Origin of the sequence: Sphingobacterium sp. R2 (genome assembly GCF_040760075.1) — a bacterium.
Classification (GTDB): Bacteria; Bacteroidota; Bacteroidia; order Sphingobacteriales; family Sphingobacteriaceae; genus Sphingobacterium.
In genome coordinates this window covers 1,017,311-1,030,582 of sequence record NZ_CP142884.1, presented here as the reverse complement: position 1 = coordinate 1,030,582, position 13,272 = coordinate 1,017,311, and the positions used below count along the sequence as shown (strand labels likewise).

Annotated in this window: 13 protein-coding genes; 8 read left to right on the top strand and 5 right to left on the bottom strand. The window is 40.5% G+C overall.

Annotated elements, in window-relative coordinates; all coding sequences use genetic code 11:
- Window position 1 precedes the first annotated feature (1 nt).
- The 4 genes from VXM68_RS04250 to VXM68_RS04235 all read left to right on the top strand — a co-directional run bounded on the left by VXM68_RS04250 (window position 2) and on the right by VXM68_RS04235 (window position 3,150).
- A complete protein-coding gene (locus VXM68_RS04250) occupies window positions 2-430 on the top strand; it encodes a TPM domain-containing protein (protein ID WP_367210555.1) in 429 nt (142 codons plus the stop codon).
- A 142-nt stretch (window positions 431-572) separates the two neighbouring features.
- Window positions 573-1,376, top strand: a complete 804-nt coding sequence (locus tag VXM68_RS04245) for a YgcG family protein (protein ID WP_367210553.1) — start codon at window positions 573-575, stop codon at window positions 1,374-1,376.
- Window positions 1,377-1,450: 74 nt separating this feature from the next.
- Window positions 1,451-2,590, top strand: coding sequence for a TlpA disulfide reductase family protein (locus VXM68_RS04240; protein ID WP_293957253.1), 1,140 nt, complete (start codon window positions 1,451-1,453; stop codon window positions 2,588-2,590).
- Between the two features lie 113 nt (window positions 2,591-2,703).
- Window positions 2,704-3,150: a hypothetical protein gene (locus VXM68_RS04235; protein ID WP_293957252.1), complete on the top strand. Its 447-nt coding sequence runs from the start codon at window positions 2,704-2,706 to the stop codon at window positions 3,148-3,150.
- A gap of 192 nt (window positions 3,151-3,342) precedes the next feature.
- Here the strand turns inward: VXM68_RS04235 and pfkA are convergent, their stop codons facing one another.
- From pfkA to VXM68_RS04215, 4 genes are all read right to left on the bottom strand, one after another.
- The gene (gene pfkA, locus VXM68_RS04230) at window positions 3,343-4,317 is read right to left on the bottom strand and encodes a 6-phosphofructokinase (protein ID WP_209578388.1); all 975 of its coding nucleotides are present in this window, start codon (window positions 4,315-4,317) and stop codon (window positions 3,343-3,345) included.
- Between the two features lie 201 nt (window positions 4,318-4,518).
- Window positions 4,519-6,225, bottom strand: a complete 1,707-nt coding sequence (locus VXM68_RS04225) for a protein-disulfide reductase DsbD family protein (protein ID WP_367210552.1) — start codon at window positions 6,223-6,225, stop codon at window positions 4,519-4,521.
- An 86-nt stretch (window positions 6,226-6,311) separates the two neighbouring features.
- A complete protein-coding gene (locus VXM68_RS04220) occupies window positions 6,312-6,761 on the bottom strand; it encodes a protein-disulfide reductase DsbD N-terminal domain-containing protein (protein ID WP_293957250.1) in 450 nt (149 codons plus the stop codon).
- A 156-nt stretch (window positions 6,762-6,917) separates the two neighbouring features.
- A complete protein-coding gene (locus tag VXM68_RS04215) occupies window positions 6,918-7,688 on the bottom strand; it encodes a biotin--[acetyl-CoA-carboxylase] ligase (protein ID WP_312329960.1) in 771 nt (256 codons plus the stop codon).
- Window positions 7,689-7,735: 47 nt separating this feature from the next.
- Between VXM68_RS04215 and rsfS the strand changes: the two genes are divergently transcribed.
- From rsfS to VXM68_RS04195, 4 genes are read left to right on the top strand one after another with little or no spacing between them, the layout of a single operon-like run.
- Window positions 7,736-8,110: a ribosome silencing factor gene (rsfS, locus tag VXM68_RS04210; RefSeq protein WP_367210551.1), complete on the top strand. Its 375-nt coding sequence runs from the start codon at window positions 7,736-7,738 to the stop codon at window positions 8,108-8,110.
- 44 nt (window positions 8,111-8,154) lie between these two features.
- Entirely contained in the window at window positions 8,155-10,236 is a 2,082-nt protein-coding gene (gene ftsH, locus VXM68_RS04205; RefSeq protein ID WP_293957248.1) for an ATP-dependent zinc metalloprotease FtsH, read from the top strand.
- Window positions 10,237-10,289: 53 nt separating this feature from the next.
- On the top strand, window positions 10,290-10,937 hold the full coding sequence (locus VXM68_RS04200; RefSeq protein ID WP_293885165.1) for a lactate utilization protein: 648 nt from the start codon (window positions 10,290-10,292) through the stop codon (window positions 10,935-10,937).
- Between the two features lie 8 nt (window positions 10,938-10,945).
- The gene (locus VXM68_RS04195; protein ID WP_293957247.1) at window positions 10,946-11,569 is read left to right on the top strand and encodes a rhomboid family intramembrane serine protease; all 624 of its coding nucleotides are present in this window, start codon (window positions 10,946-10,948) and stop codon (window positions 11,567-11,569) included.
- On the opposite strand, the gene VXM68_RS04190 is transcribed toward VXM68_RS04195, so the two are convergent.
- Window positions 11,566-13,110 (bottom strand): YifB family Mg chelatase-like AAA ATPase, encoded by a 1,545-nt coding sequence (locus tag VXM68_RS04190; RefSeq protein WP_367210550.1) that lies wholly within the window; start codon window positions 13,108-13,110, stop codon window positions 11,566-11,568. The genes VXM68_RS04195 and VXM68_RS04190 overlap by 4 nt on opposite strands.
- Window positions 13,111-13,272 lie beyond the last annotated feature (162 nt).

The window sequence follows — 13,272 nt, the reverse complement described above, 5'->3', positions numbered from 1 at the left end:
TATGGCTTTAAATTTTGAAGAACAAGATAAAATCGTACACGCCATTAATGTGGCCGAGAATGAGACTTCTGGTGAAATCCGTGTGGTAGTCGAAAATCATTGCCCCGATGAGGTACATGATCGCGCAACTTATTATTTTTCCAAATTAGGCATGTATAAAACAGTATTGAAAAACGGTGTTCTTATTTATATTGCATTGGAAGATCACAAGTTTTCCATTATTGGAGATAAAGGAATTCACCAGCGCGTCGAAAGCGATTTTTGGAACAGTACCAAAGATCTGATGGTGGCTGAGTTTAAGGAGGAGCGTATTGTTGAGGGCTTAGTTAGAGGGATCGAACATGCAGGCAAACAGTTAGCAAAATTCTTTCCCCGAGAGCATGATGATATCAATGAACTGCCCAATGATGTCGTGTTTGGGGATCGTTAATAATCAACTAACAAGCGACAGCCGCGCAGCTAATGCTTGTGTCATAAATGAATAAAAATAAATAGCCCCGAAACTTCGAGGTTTACCGATCTCGCCGATAGAAGCACGATGAATTGCTTAAGGCGGACAAAAAAATAATAGAATGAAATTTGTATTGAAATTATTTTCCCTGATTCGAATAACCGCTTTGGCAATATTGCTTTGCACATTGTCCATAGCTTCCGTATCGGGCCAAGATTTCCCGGAAGCACCAAACAGACTTGTCAATGATTATACCAATACGTTGACAGCGAATCAAAAGCAATTATTGGAACAAAAGTTACTGGCTTTTGAGGATTCTACATCTACGCAAATCGCGGTGGTTATGATGAATTCTACGGGAGGCTATGATATTTCTGATTACGCAGTACGATTAGCGAAGAAATGGGGAATTGGCAATAAAAAATACAACAACGGTATTTTATTGTTGGTCGCACTTGGGGATCGCGCGGTGACCATTCAGACTGGATATGGGATAGAGGGAGCTGTTCCCGACGCGATTGCCTACCGCATTATCGAGAATGATATTAAGCCTGCATTTCGTCAAAGAGATTATTACAAGGGAGTGGATGATGCGACCAGCTCCTTAATATCCTATACAAAGGGTGAATATAAAGCTGATCCAAAGCAACCAAAGGGAAAAAGCTCGGGATCTGTTATGTTCGTGATCATTATTGTGATCATCTTAATTGTTATTTTCTCGAATCGAGGTGGCGGCGGCGGTGGTGGCCGGCGCGTCATGAATGGGCGTGGTGCTTCTGATGTATTTTGGTGGACATTGCTGAGTGGCCTTGGTGGTGGCGGCGGACGAAGTGGTGGCGGCGGATTCGGTGGTGGATCGGGCGGTGGATTTGGCGGATTCGGCGGTGGTGATTTTGGCGGTGGCGGTGCATCTGGCCGTTGGTAACATCTTTGCTAAAAAATGTTAAATAGCGCTTCCATGAACTGGAAATGTTTTACATTTATGTGGAGTATATAATTATGAAAAAGAGAATATTAATGGGTTTAAGCTTTTTACCAGCCATATTAATGGCGCAAGAAAGCTACACAGTGACAGGGAAAGTAAACGCTACTTCGGATAAAGCGAAGGTGTTTATGCAATACATTACCAATGCAACCCGGCAGACAGATTCTGCGATGGTCGTAAAAGGTGAGTTTAAGTTCAATGGGCAGGTGGCCTCACCAACCAAAGGTATGATGATCTATTCACCAGAAGGCTTATCTTTTGCTGAACTTAGAAATAGTCAAAAGCAGCCTGAAACGGCACAGCTATATCTTTCTAAGGGAGTTATCAAAGTCGATGCAACCAAAGGGTTTAAAGATGCAACTATTTCGGGTACAACGCTCAACGATGATCTCATGCAGTATAGGGCTTTTGTAAAACCTTATTCGGACGCATTCGAAGCGTTGAATCAGCAATATTATGCTGCTTCTGATACACAAAAACAGGATCCTAGTTTCATTGAAAGTTTACAAAAGCAAGCTGGTGAGATTTCTGAAAAAATGGAAAAATCAGATGCAGAATTTATAAGCAAAAACCCGAAGAGCTGGTATACATTGGATTTATTGTCTGACAATCTCAATGGGGAGAATGTTACTGAATATGTAACCTCTTTCGAAAAATTATCTCCGGAATTAAAAAGTTCTGAAAAAGGGAAGGAGTTGGCTGATCGTATTCAGAAATTGAAAGCCGTGGCTGTTGGTGCCATAGCACCGGACTTTACGTTGCCGGATACCACAGGGAAAAATATTTCCTTATCATCTTTAAGGGGTAAATATGTCTTGTTGGACTTTTGGGCAAGCTGGTGCGGTCCTTGCCGTCACGAGAATCCGAACGTGGTCGCAGCTTTCAATAAATTTAAAGACAAAGGTTTTACAGTATTTGGTGTATCTTTAGATAATCCTGGTAAAAAGGATGCATGGGTGAAAGCCATCCATGATGATAATTTACAGCAATGGCCACATGTTTCAGACTTACAGGGCTGGAAATCTGCTCCGGTCAAATTGTATGAAGTGCGTGGTATTCCACAAAACTTCCTGATCGATCCGTCGGGCAAAATTGTCGCATCAAATCTAAGAGGTGAAGCGTTGGAGACGAAGCTGGCTGAATTATTGAAATAACTTAATTTGTTTTCGGTCGCCATGAGACCTTTAATAGCCCCTAATTGTTAAACTCACGTGATATGAGGATGCAATTAGGGGTTTCTTCTTAAGGAAACAAAAAAATTATAATAATGAATAAGATAGTATTTCTGATTATATTTTTGTGGAGTGTGATTGCCTCGTGTAGTGGTGATAAAGTTAAGGGTGTTCCTGTTGTCAACTTAGAAGCACTTCACGCCATTCCTCTGGATCATTCTATTGATCAATTGGCGAAGGACACGACCTTTATTGACGTTACGCTTCCACCAAATGCCAGAATCGATCAGCTCTCCCAAGATGAACTGGGAAAACTAAAAGCTGCTGCCTATCGCTTTTATCAGCATGTCACCTTAGAAGATAATCAATATCGCGTTAACCTTAAAAATCCTGAGGTTTTGCACTTATCTGATCAGGTGGTTCGAGCCTATGAACAAGCTATAAGTAATACGAATCATTTTGCTGACTCGATGGCAAAAGCAGGTCAAGCCATACAATTGCCCCCTGTGTCTGAGCAATATCTAAATAATTTGCTTAAGTAGTCGTTTTTATAAGATCGTGTGCTATAGTAAGTTTTGTGTTAATAAAGCTAAAGTAATTAAGAAGCAAGTAAGTTTCCTCTATAGTTGCAATAGTGTTTTGAGGAGATCTGTATAAAGTCAAAAAAAAGTGGCTATCCAAAAGGTTGGACAGCCACGTTCTTTTTATATTAAGCCAAGACTAAACGATATCTCTTACAGCGAAAGGATCTCGATGATACGAAGCAGATCTTCGTTCATTTTTACATGGTGTTTGATGGCGCTTTTAAAAGGAGTAAATCTTACCTCACTGCAGATTAGTCCGGCCATTTCACCTCTGCGGCCTTGTAGTAAAGCCTCTACGGCAGCTACGCCAAGCCTGCTTGCTAAAACACGATCCATACATGTTGGACTTCCACCACGTTGAATATGTCCTAAAATAGAAAGCCTAACATCGTAATGTGGGAAATTTTCCTTGATTTTTTCTGATACAACCATACCGCCTTCTTTATCACCTTCAGCAACGATAATGATACGGGATGATTTATTTTTACGCGTCTTGTCGAGCCTTTTCATGATTGCGTCATAGTCCACTTCAAACTCAGGAACCAAGACTGCTTCGGCGCCGGTACTGATTCCTGAACGGACGGCAATAAGACCTGAATCGCGTCCCATTACTTCTATCACAAATAGTCTATCGTGAGACTCGGCAGTATCTCGAATTTTGTCTACGGCTTGTATAACAGTATTAATAGCTGTATCATAGCCAATAGTAAAGTCTGTGCCGGCCAAATCGTTATCGATCGTTCCTGGAAGGCCAATAATAGGGAAATCAAATTCTTCAATAAATTTGGATGCGCCCGTAAATGTACCATCCCCGCCGATAACCACCATGGCATCAATACCGTGGCTGCGTAAGTTTTCATAAGCCTGTTTACGTCCTTCTATCGTTTTAAAGGCTTCGCTACGGGCAGTTTTAAGGATAGTGCCGCCACGTTGTATGATATTCGCTACAGATTTGGCATCCATCGGGACAATCTCTCCATTAACAAGGCCATCATAACCTCTTCTTACGCCAAATACTTCAAGATTATTGTAGATTCCTGCCCTAACAACAGCGCGGATACCAGCATTCATTCCTGGAGCATCTCCTCCAGATGTCAAAACAGCAATTTTTTTAATGTTACTCATACGTACTCAAACTTAGCTATTTTCAAGCGTATATACAATTATATTTCCTTTATTACCAGTTGCCAATAATGCTATTGGCTACTGGTAATGGCTTTTTTCAACCACTTTAGTTCGGGTTAAGCTAAAGATAATGCAAATTTAATAATTACCTAATCTGCTCATGTATGCTATTCTTTTCGAATCTCTCCAATCGTATACCGACTATTTCTTTGCCTTAAAAGCGTCAATTCCACTTTGAAGGAAAGCAATATATTCTGTAACGTTATAGTTTGCGCCTGTTTTCGGAACCAATACGGTTCCAGATGAATCGACGATCACGTATAGTGGTTGTGAATTGCTGTCGAAAGCTGATGCTTGGAAATCACTGTTTTTGTTTCCTATAGTTTTGATTTTTTTGCCACTATATTTTGAAACGAATTGTTCGTTTGCCGGTAATTCTGTTTTATCATCGACAAATAATTCAGCCATAATAAACTCTTCTTTCAATAGTTTGGCAACTGCGGGATCAGTCCATACATTGGCTTCCATTTTTCGACAATTGACACAATTCCAGCCTGTAAAATCAATTAATACCGGTTTATTCTGTTCTTTTGAAGCTGCGAGAGCCTCTTCATAATCATAATAAGGATCAAATCCTTTTGGTGTGCCCCGTTCATGAAAGATATCAGCGTATTTTTTAACCTTGCCATCATTGTGTGCAGGAGTGGCTGCCATTCCTGCCGACAGGTCAAAGTCCTGTGTTGCCGAAGGTGGCAAGAAGGCTGAAATTGATTTTAGCGGAGCTCCCCATAGGCCTGGAACCATATAGACAACGAAGGAAAATACAATGATTGCGAGAATAGTTCTCGGTACAGAGAGGAATTTTAATTCGCTGTCGTGTGAAAACTTGATCTTTCCAATAAGATATAAGCCCATCATACTAAAGATAGCAATCCATAGCGATAAGAATACTTCTCGATCCAGCCAATTCCAATGGTAAGCCAAATCTACATTTGATAAGAATTTCAGCGCCAGTGCGAGCTCTAAGAACCCAAGTACAACCTTGACCGAATTTAGCCAGCCACCTGATTTTGGTAGGGATTTTAACATCGAAGGGAACATCGCAAACAAACCAAAGGGAATTGCAAGAGCTATAGAAAAACCAAGCATACCGACTGCTGGACCTAAGCGTTCTCCTTTTGAAGCCGCTTCGACCAATAAGGTGCCAATAATGGGGCCAGTACAGGAGAAAGAGACCAGTGAAAGGCTAAATGCCATAAAGAAAAGTCCCACAAGACCGCCTTTGTCGGATTTGGCATCCATTTTATTGACGAAAGAACTTGGTAGCGTGATTTCAAAAGCACCAAAAAAGGACGCGGCAAAAACAACCAATAACAGGAAGAATAGGAAATTAAATACCCCGTTTGTCGATAAAGCATTCAAGGCATCTGAACCGAAGGAAATCGTAATAATCATTCCCAATGCGACATAAATCACAATAATAAAGAGGCCATAAAGGAGAGCCTTACTGATACCGCTTGCGCGGCTTCCAGCCTGTTTTGTGAAATAACTTACGGTAAGGGGGAGCATTGGAAATATACAAGGCATGAGCAGCGCTGCAAAACCTCCTACTAAGCCGGCAATAAATATGCTCCAAAGTGATTTCTTTCCCGTTTCTGAATTGCCTGAGGAGGCGTTTTTTTTAGCTGGCGCGATTTTACTGCTATCCTGGCTAACCATCGTGTCGGGTGAGGCTGTAAAATTAAGGTCTTCCGGTACTGCTTCAACTGCATTAGATGTATCCGGTGATGATTCAAATTGAAGTCCTTCTGTACTTACTAAGCTATCTTGAGTCGATGCAAGCGCCGCTTTTGTTAATGAAAGACTGAAAAATGCAATAAGAAGTAAAATGAATGTATTTTTTAACATGTGTATGTATTTCAGATGTTAGGTTCAAAAATAAAAAAAGGCGATGAGAATCGCCTTATTAATTTATCCGTATATAATCATTTTTACTATTTGATTGTCACAGCAAAAGCATATTCATCTGGAGGAAGACATTGTGAAGCGTCACATGCTTGCCACTCGACTGTACCTTTAACTGTTGCAGTACCTTTGTTTAAAGTTACTTTTTGTTGAAATATCACTTCATTTGTAAAGTAACCTACATCCATTTTAAATACGTCTTCATGTTTGATTTTTGGTTTTGGCTCAGCAGTTTTACCAACCACGGTATAATCAGCCGCTTTAGCAAAGGTGAAAGAAGTTGGAATAGGTCCCCCATCTTTTATATTTTGTGAATAAATGTGCCATCCATTTTGGATGGTAGCTTTTACATATACGACAGCTTCTTTGTTATTTAACTTTTTGCTGGCCACTGTCCATTTTACTGGTTTGTGAATTTGAGCGAATGCTCCCGTAACTGCAAAAATCACTGCAGTCATTAACAGTATTAATTTTTTCATCAGACTTTAATTTGTTCTTTCCTTTTTCCGCTACAATTATTGCAGTGTGTTATTTTATTAGATACGTTGGGTGAATAAAGGTTTAATCACGCTTTTGACAAAGTTAGAACAAAGCTTTGATATTTCGAAAATGGGTTCTCCTTTTTTTGTAAAAGATTAAGAGATAAGATGTGTAATCTCTTTAATGTCAAATTCTTGTAATCGGTTATCTAATAAAATCTTTAGTTTACCTTCGGCAGATACCTGCTGAATGATTCCTTTTCGCTCGCTTCCTGCGATCAAAAATGGTTTTTCTTCGCCTTTCCAGAATAATAATTCGTTGTATTTGTTTAGTTGATAGTGGGATCCTTTGTTAAAAAGGTTCAAATATTCCTGTTGTATGCTTAGATACAACTCATGCGCTAAATTCTTTATGTCGTAATCGGCTCGATCGGTTAGGCATGCTAAAGAAGTTATTGTTGATGTTGTGTCAAAATTAGTTTGATTAATATTAATCCCTATTCCTATGATAGCGCTATTGATATTATGGCCTTTTAATGAATTTTCAATTAAAATGCCGGCTATTTTCTTTGAATTGATGTAAATATCATTGGGCCATTTTACGGCTACAGGCTGCTCAATTTTAGTTTTTAACCAGTTGGCGGTGGCAATGGCGATAGTAGCCGAAAGTGAGAATTGTTGCGCTATTGGTAAGAAATAGGGCCTTAAAAGGATAGATGTCGTGAGATTCTTCCCCGGTTCACTGATCCATGAGCTTCCTCGCTGGCCTTTACCTTGGAACTGTTCTTCTGCTAAAATGGCAGTCCCTTCCGCTAGTGGCTTGAATTTTGACAATAATTCCCTGAGATAATCGTTTGTAGAGGCGACTTTGTCAAGATATATTGTATTTTGGCCAATGATAAGTCCCGAAATATTGTTATTTTGCAAACTGAAAGTATTAAATAAATATTAAGTCAAAACTATCATATTTTTTAATGAGTAAAAATAAAAGTACAGAATTGTCCCAACGTCTATCAGAAATTATCGTTTACGGTATGCAAGAAAAGAAAGCAAACGAGATTGTTCGTTTGGATTTAAGAGATCTTCACAGTTCTGTTTCTGATTATTTTGTTATTTGTCATGCTGATTCCAACATTCAGGTCAATGCGATAGCAAAAAGTGTCGAAGACGAAGTTTTCAAGACATTTGGTCAAGAACCCCAATATAAAGAAGGACAATCCAATGGTGAGTGGTTGATTTTGGATTTTGTGGATGTGGTTGTACATATCTTTAAGACCGAAAAGCGAGCGCATTATGGTATCGAAGATTTATGGGGAGATGCAGAGATTCAGCATTTCCAAAGCGCCTAATTGTCTTCAATTAAAATTTATCAAGAAAATATAATTACGATATAATGAAAAAAATCCCGAGTAGTAAGGTAAGCCCAAAACCGCCAAAGTTTAATTTTGTGTGGCTTATGATTGCCATGTTTTTAGGTTTTTTTGCCTTACAGTACGTTTTTGGAGAAAACCCAGCTAAGGAAATTAGCTATAGCGATTTTGAGACACGCATGTTGAACACGGGCTCTGTAGAGCGCCTTGTCGCTTATAAGAAGAATGATCTTGTAGAGGTTGAGGTGTATCTGAAGAAAGGCTGGAAGGATAACCCTAGTTTTAAGGATGCTGTAAAGACCTCCGATCCTTTACCAAGTTTATCTGGGCAAGAGGACAAAGGACCACAATATATTTTTAAGGATGCTTCTCCTGATGTTTTGGAGAAAAAGTTAGCTGCCTCGCAAGCTGAGTTAGCACCTGGTACACCAAAGGTACAATTAACGTATGATGACCGTTCTAATCCATGGGCTAGCTGGTTTATCACCTTTATGTTGCCATTATTGGTGTTGGCTGCGATCTGGATTTTCTTGATGCGCCGTATGGGCGGAGGTGCCGGCGGTGGTGGCGGTGCTATCTTCAATATTGGTAAATCAAAAGCTCAATTATTTGATAAAGAGGCTCAGATCAATATTACATTTAATGATGTGGCGGGTCTTGAAGAGGCGAAGCAGGAAGTGATGGAAATTGTCGATTTCTTGAAAAATCCGCGTAAGTATACAAATCTTGGAGGTAAAATTCCTAAGGGAGCATTGCTTGTAGGGCCTCCAGGAACAGGTAAGACATTGCTAGCGAAAGCTGTAGCTGGTGAGGCTCAAGTGCCATTCTTTTCACTTTCGGGATCCGACTTTGTGGAAATGTTTGTGGGAGTGGGTGCATCTCGTGTTCGTGATTTATTTAAACAAGCTAAAGAGAAAGCGCCTTGTATCATTTTCATTGATGAGATTGACGCAATTGGCCGTGCTCGTGGCAAGAATTCAATGATGGGTGGAAATGACGAGCGTGAAAATACGTTGAATCAATTGTTGGTTGAGATGGATGGCTTTGGCACGGATTCGGGTGTTATTATTTTAGCAGCTACTAACCGTATCGACGTATTGGATACCGCATTGTTGCGTCCGGGACGTTTCGACCGTCAAATTTCGATTGATAAGCCAGATTTGATCGGACGTGAACAAATTTTTAAAGTGCATCTTAAGCCGCTGAAATTGTCGGCTGAGGTTGATGCCAAAAAATTATCTGCACAGACTCCTGGTTTTGCAGGAGCAGAAATTGCCAATGTATGTAATGAGGCCGCACTTATTGCTGCCCGTAAAAATAAACCGGAAATTGATATGCAAGATTTTCAGGATGCAGTTGATCGCGTGATCGGTGGTCTTGAGAAAAAGAATAAAATTATCTCTCCGGAAGAGAAACGTATTGTGGCTTATCATGAAGCTGGGCATGCTATTGCTGGCTGGTTTTTGGAACATGCAGATCCTTTGGTTAAAGTATCTATTGTTCCACGCGGTGTGGCTGCTTTGGGATACGCACAATATCTTCCCCGCGAGCAGTTTTTATATACGACCGAGCAGCTTATTGATAGCTTATGTATGACCATGGGTGGTCGTGTAGCTGAAGATATTACTTTTGGAAGGATTTCAACTGGTGCTCAAAACGACTTGGAGCGTATTACGCAGCTTTCGTATGCAATGATTGCGATATACGGTATGAATGATAAAGTGGGAAATGTTTCTTTCAGAGACAGCTCGGAGGCATCGTTCCAAAAGCCATATTCTGACAAAACGGCAGAGTTGATTGATGCAGAGGTTCGTAACTTGATCAGCGATGTTTATGCACGTACTAAACAGTTATTGCTGGATAAACGTGAAGGACTGATCAAAATAGCAGAGAAGCTATTGGAAAAGGAAATCCTCTTTCAATCGGATTTAGAAGAGATACTAGGGAAGCGTCCATTTGAAACCAAAACTACTTACGAGGAGTTTGTGAATGGCGCCGATGGTGGTGGTGTGCCACAAACAGATTTACCCTTAGATATTCATCCTGACGAAGCGCGATCCAGCGATGGTCCGAGTTCAGACAATCCGTCAAAAAAATTGAATTAATTTGAATGTTGCAGCGCTAGATGATTCTAGCGCTGCATTTATATATTTGCGCCATGAACGTGAAGAACGCAACTGCAAAGGAGGTAATGTTAAAACGGGTACGTCAGGCATTACTACAAAAAAATGATAATCCCCATCCGAACTTTAAGGAAACTGCTCTTTACCATGATGAAGATGAATTAGTGGATCTTGTTTTCGTGCGTGAATTGACCGCTGCGGGAGGCAAATTTCTATATTGTGATGGCGAGATTGGTCTGATTGAAAATTTGATTTCGTTGACCGAAGTAAATAGCATTAAAAATATCTATGCTTGGGAACAAGGTATTCAGAATTTACTCAGTCCTTATGGTTTTCCCTTTTTGAAAACAGAGAAGGATTTTGAATTGGCAAATGCCAGTATCACCTCCTGTGAGGCTTTAATAGCTCGTAATGGAAGTGTTATGGTGAGTAATGCAAATGCTTCCGGACGTCGGCTGAGTATATATCCCCCCATTCATATTGTCGTTGCCAAGGCTTCGCAATTGGTCTGGGATTTGAAAGATGCTTTGGCTTATATGCAGAAGCGTTACGGTCAGGAGATTCCGACAATGATCTCTACCATTACTGGTCCGTCCAGAACGGCTGATATTGAGAAGAGGTTGGTTTTGGGAGCACATGGCCCAAAAGAACTTTATGTTTTACTTTTAGAGGATCGATTCTAGAAATTATTATGCTATTAACTTATTTAACAGAAACGCCTGTTGCGAGTATTATCTTTTTTTTTACGATCGCCATTAGCGTCTATACTTTTTCACACGAACAACTTTTCGGCAAACTGATGTTGCATCCCTACAGTATTGCCCGCAACCGCAATGTCTTTACGATCCTGACCAGTGGTTTTGTACACAAGGATTGGGGACATCTGCTGTTTAATATGCTTACTTTTTACTATTTTGGATTTGGTTTAGAAGGTATACTTGCTGCTGCAAGTCCCTTTGGTCATATCTTATTTGCTGTTATTTATGTAGGCAGCTTGATTCTGAGCGATATACCAACGATCGTACAGCAGAAAAATAATCCAGGTTACTATAGCTTGGGTGCTTCAGGTGCTATCTGTGCGGTGCTGTTTAGTTATATTCTTTTCGATCCTAAGGTGACCATTGGGGTTATGATGATTATTCCAATGCCAGCTTACTTATTTGCATTTCTGTTTTTAGGTTATTGTGTATGGGCCTCCAAGAAGGGACATGACGGTATTAATCACGATGCTCATTTCTTTGGTGCGCTGTCGGGACTAATCCTGACAATCATCTGTTTTCCTTGGGTTGTCAAACATTGTCTGGCACAGTTCTAAAATTTTCCGTTCCAGGTTTCCCGATCTAAATTTCTGTATTGGATAGCTTCAGCAATATGGTGGTTGTCGATTGTAGCGCTATTTTCCATATCGGCGATTGTGCGGGCAACCTTCAGTATTCTATCGTATGCTCTTGCGGATAGGCTTAGACGCTCAATTGCAGTTTTGAGCAATTTCCTTCCGGCTTCATCAATCTGACATATTTCTCGCGTTAATCGGGTACTCATTTGCGCATTACAATGTACGTTTGGGAAGGATTTAAAACGTTCTTTCTGGATTTCGCGTGTCTGAATGACCCGACGGCGCACCGTACGGCTATCATCTACAGAGCGTGTCTTACTCAGTTCGTCAAATAGCACGGGGGTGACTTCGATGTGCAGGTCTATACGGTCTAAAAGTGGCCCGGATATTTTGCTTAGATAACGCTGCACGGTGTTAGTGCCGCAGATGCATTCTTTCTCTGGGTGATTGAAATATCCACAGGGGCAAGGGTTCATGGCAGCAATCAGCATAAAACTTGCGGGATACTCGACGGTAAGTTTAGCCCTTGATATCGTAATTTGACGGGATTCCAGCGGCTGACGCATGACTTCGAGGACACTCCGTTTAAATTCTGGCAATTCGTCAAGGAATAATACGCCATGATGAGATAAAGAAATTTCACCCGGCAATGGATTTGAGCCGCCCCCTACCATGGCTACATCGGATATTGTATGATGCGGAGAGCGAAAAGGCCGTGCAGTGACGAGGGAGTCTTTCGCCTTTAGATTTCCAGAGACAGAGTGTATTTTGGTCGTTTCTAGCGATTCGGCCATATTGAGCGGGGGAAGGATCGTTGGTAGTCTTTTTGCCAACATGGTTTTTCCTGCGCCTGGCGGACCTATTAAAATAAGATTATGTCCACCGGCTGCTGCGATTTCCAGCGCTCGTTTGATATTCTCCTGTCCTTGTACATCAGAGAAATCAACATCATAAATTGCCGTATCATCCTGGAAAAACGTTTGTATGTTAACTTTTGTAGGCTCGATTGTTACTGTATTATTGAGGAATCCCACTACTTGGGTCAGATTTTCTACACCAATAACATCGATTTCAGTGACTATAGCTGCCTCTTTTGCATTGGATCTAGGTAATATTATTCCTTTAAATCCTTCTTTGCGCGCCTGTAATGCAATTGGTAGAACACCACGTATGGGTTTAATACTTCCGTCTAACGATAGTTCGCCTAAAATAAGATAGTCTTCCAGATGGATATTTGTAATCTGCCCAGAAGATGCTAATATGCCGATTGCGATTGATAAGTCGTAACTTGAACCTTCTTTACGAATATCTGCGGGTGCCAAGTTGACAACGATCTTTTGGCGAGGCATGTGAAGTTGACAGGAATTAATGGCACTTTCGATGCGTCTTAAGCTTTCTTTAACGGCATTGTCAGGCAGGCCAACGATATAATAATGAAGGCCAGTAGATACGATTACCTCAACGGTAATTGTGCAGGCATTTATCCCATAGACGGCGCTGCAATAGGTCTTATTTAGCATAATTTTTATAATCGATTGATTTAAAGATACTAAAAAATTGAGTAAGTTAGTAATTGTGGGGTGAAATATTGATATCAGATATAAGATTACCAAAAAAATCATTATATTGTTAATATAGTTCCCTATTAATAATAGATAAAAAGCATTGTTTGGCAAACGATT

Bases quoted from the DNA above. Each gene is read 5' to 3' on its own strand.
- VXM68_RS04220 (WP_293957250.1), bottom strand. From the start codon at position 6,761: ATGAAAAAATTAATACTGTTAATGACTGCAGTGATTTTTGCAGTTACG.
- pfkA (WP_209578388.1), bottom strand. From the start codon at position 4,317: ATGAGTAACATTAAAAAAATTGCTGTTTTGACATCTGGAGGAGATGCT.
- VXM68_RS04200 (WP_293885165.1), top strand. From the start codon at position 10,290: ATGAACGTGAAGAACGCAACTGCAAAGGAGGTAATGTTAAAACGGGTA.
- VXM68_RS04190 (WP_367210550.1), bottom strand. From the start codon at position 13,110: ATGCTAAATAAGACCTATTGCAGCGCCGTCTATGGGATAAATGCCTGC.
- rsfS (WP_367210551.1), top strand. From the start codon at position 7,736: ATGAGTAAAAATAAAAGTACAGAATTGTCCCAACGTCTATCAGAAATT.
- VXM68_RS04250 (WP_367210555.1), top strand. From the start codon at position 2: ATGGCTTTAAATTTTGAAGAACAAGATAAAATCGTACACGCCATTAAT.
- VXM68_RS04235 (WP_293957252.1), top strand. From the start codon at position 2,704: ATGAATAAGATAGTATTTCTGATTATATTTTTGTGGAGTGTGATTGCC.
- VXM68_RS04195 (WP_293957247.1), top strand. From the start codon at position 10,946: ATGCTATTAACTTATTTAACAGAAACGCCTGTTGCGAGTATTATCTTT.
- VXM68_RS04245 (WP_367210553.1), top strand. From the start codon at position 573: ATGAAATTTGTATTGAAATTATTTTCCCTGATTCGAATAACCGCTTTG.
- VXM68_RS04225 (WP_367210552.1), bottom strand. From the start codon at position 6,225: ATGTTAAAAAATACATTCATTTTACTTCTTATTGCATTTTTCAGTCTT.
- VXM68_RS04240 (WP_293957253.1), top strand. From the start codon at position 1,451: ATGAAAAAGAGAATATTAATGGGTTTAAGCTTTTTACCAGCCATATTA.
- ftsH (WP_293957248.1), top strand. From the start codon at position 8,155: ATGAAAAAAATCCCGAGTAGTAAGGTAAGCCCAAAACCGCCAAAGTTT.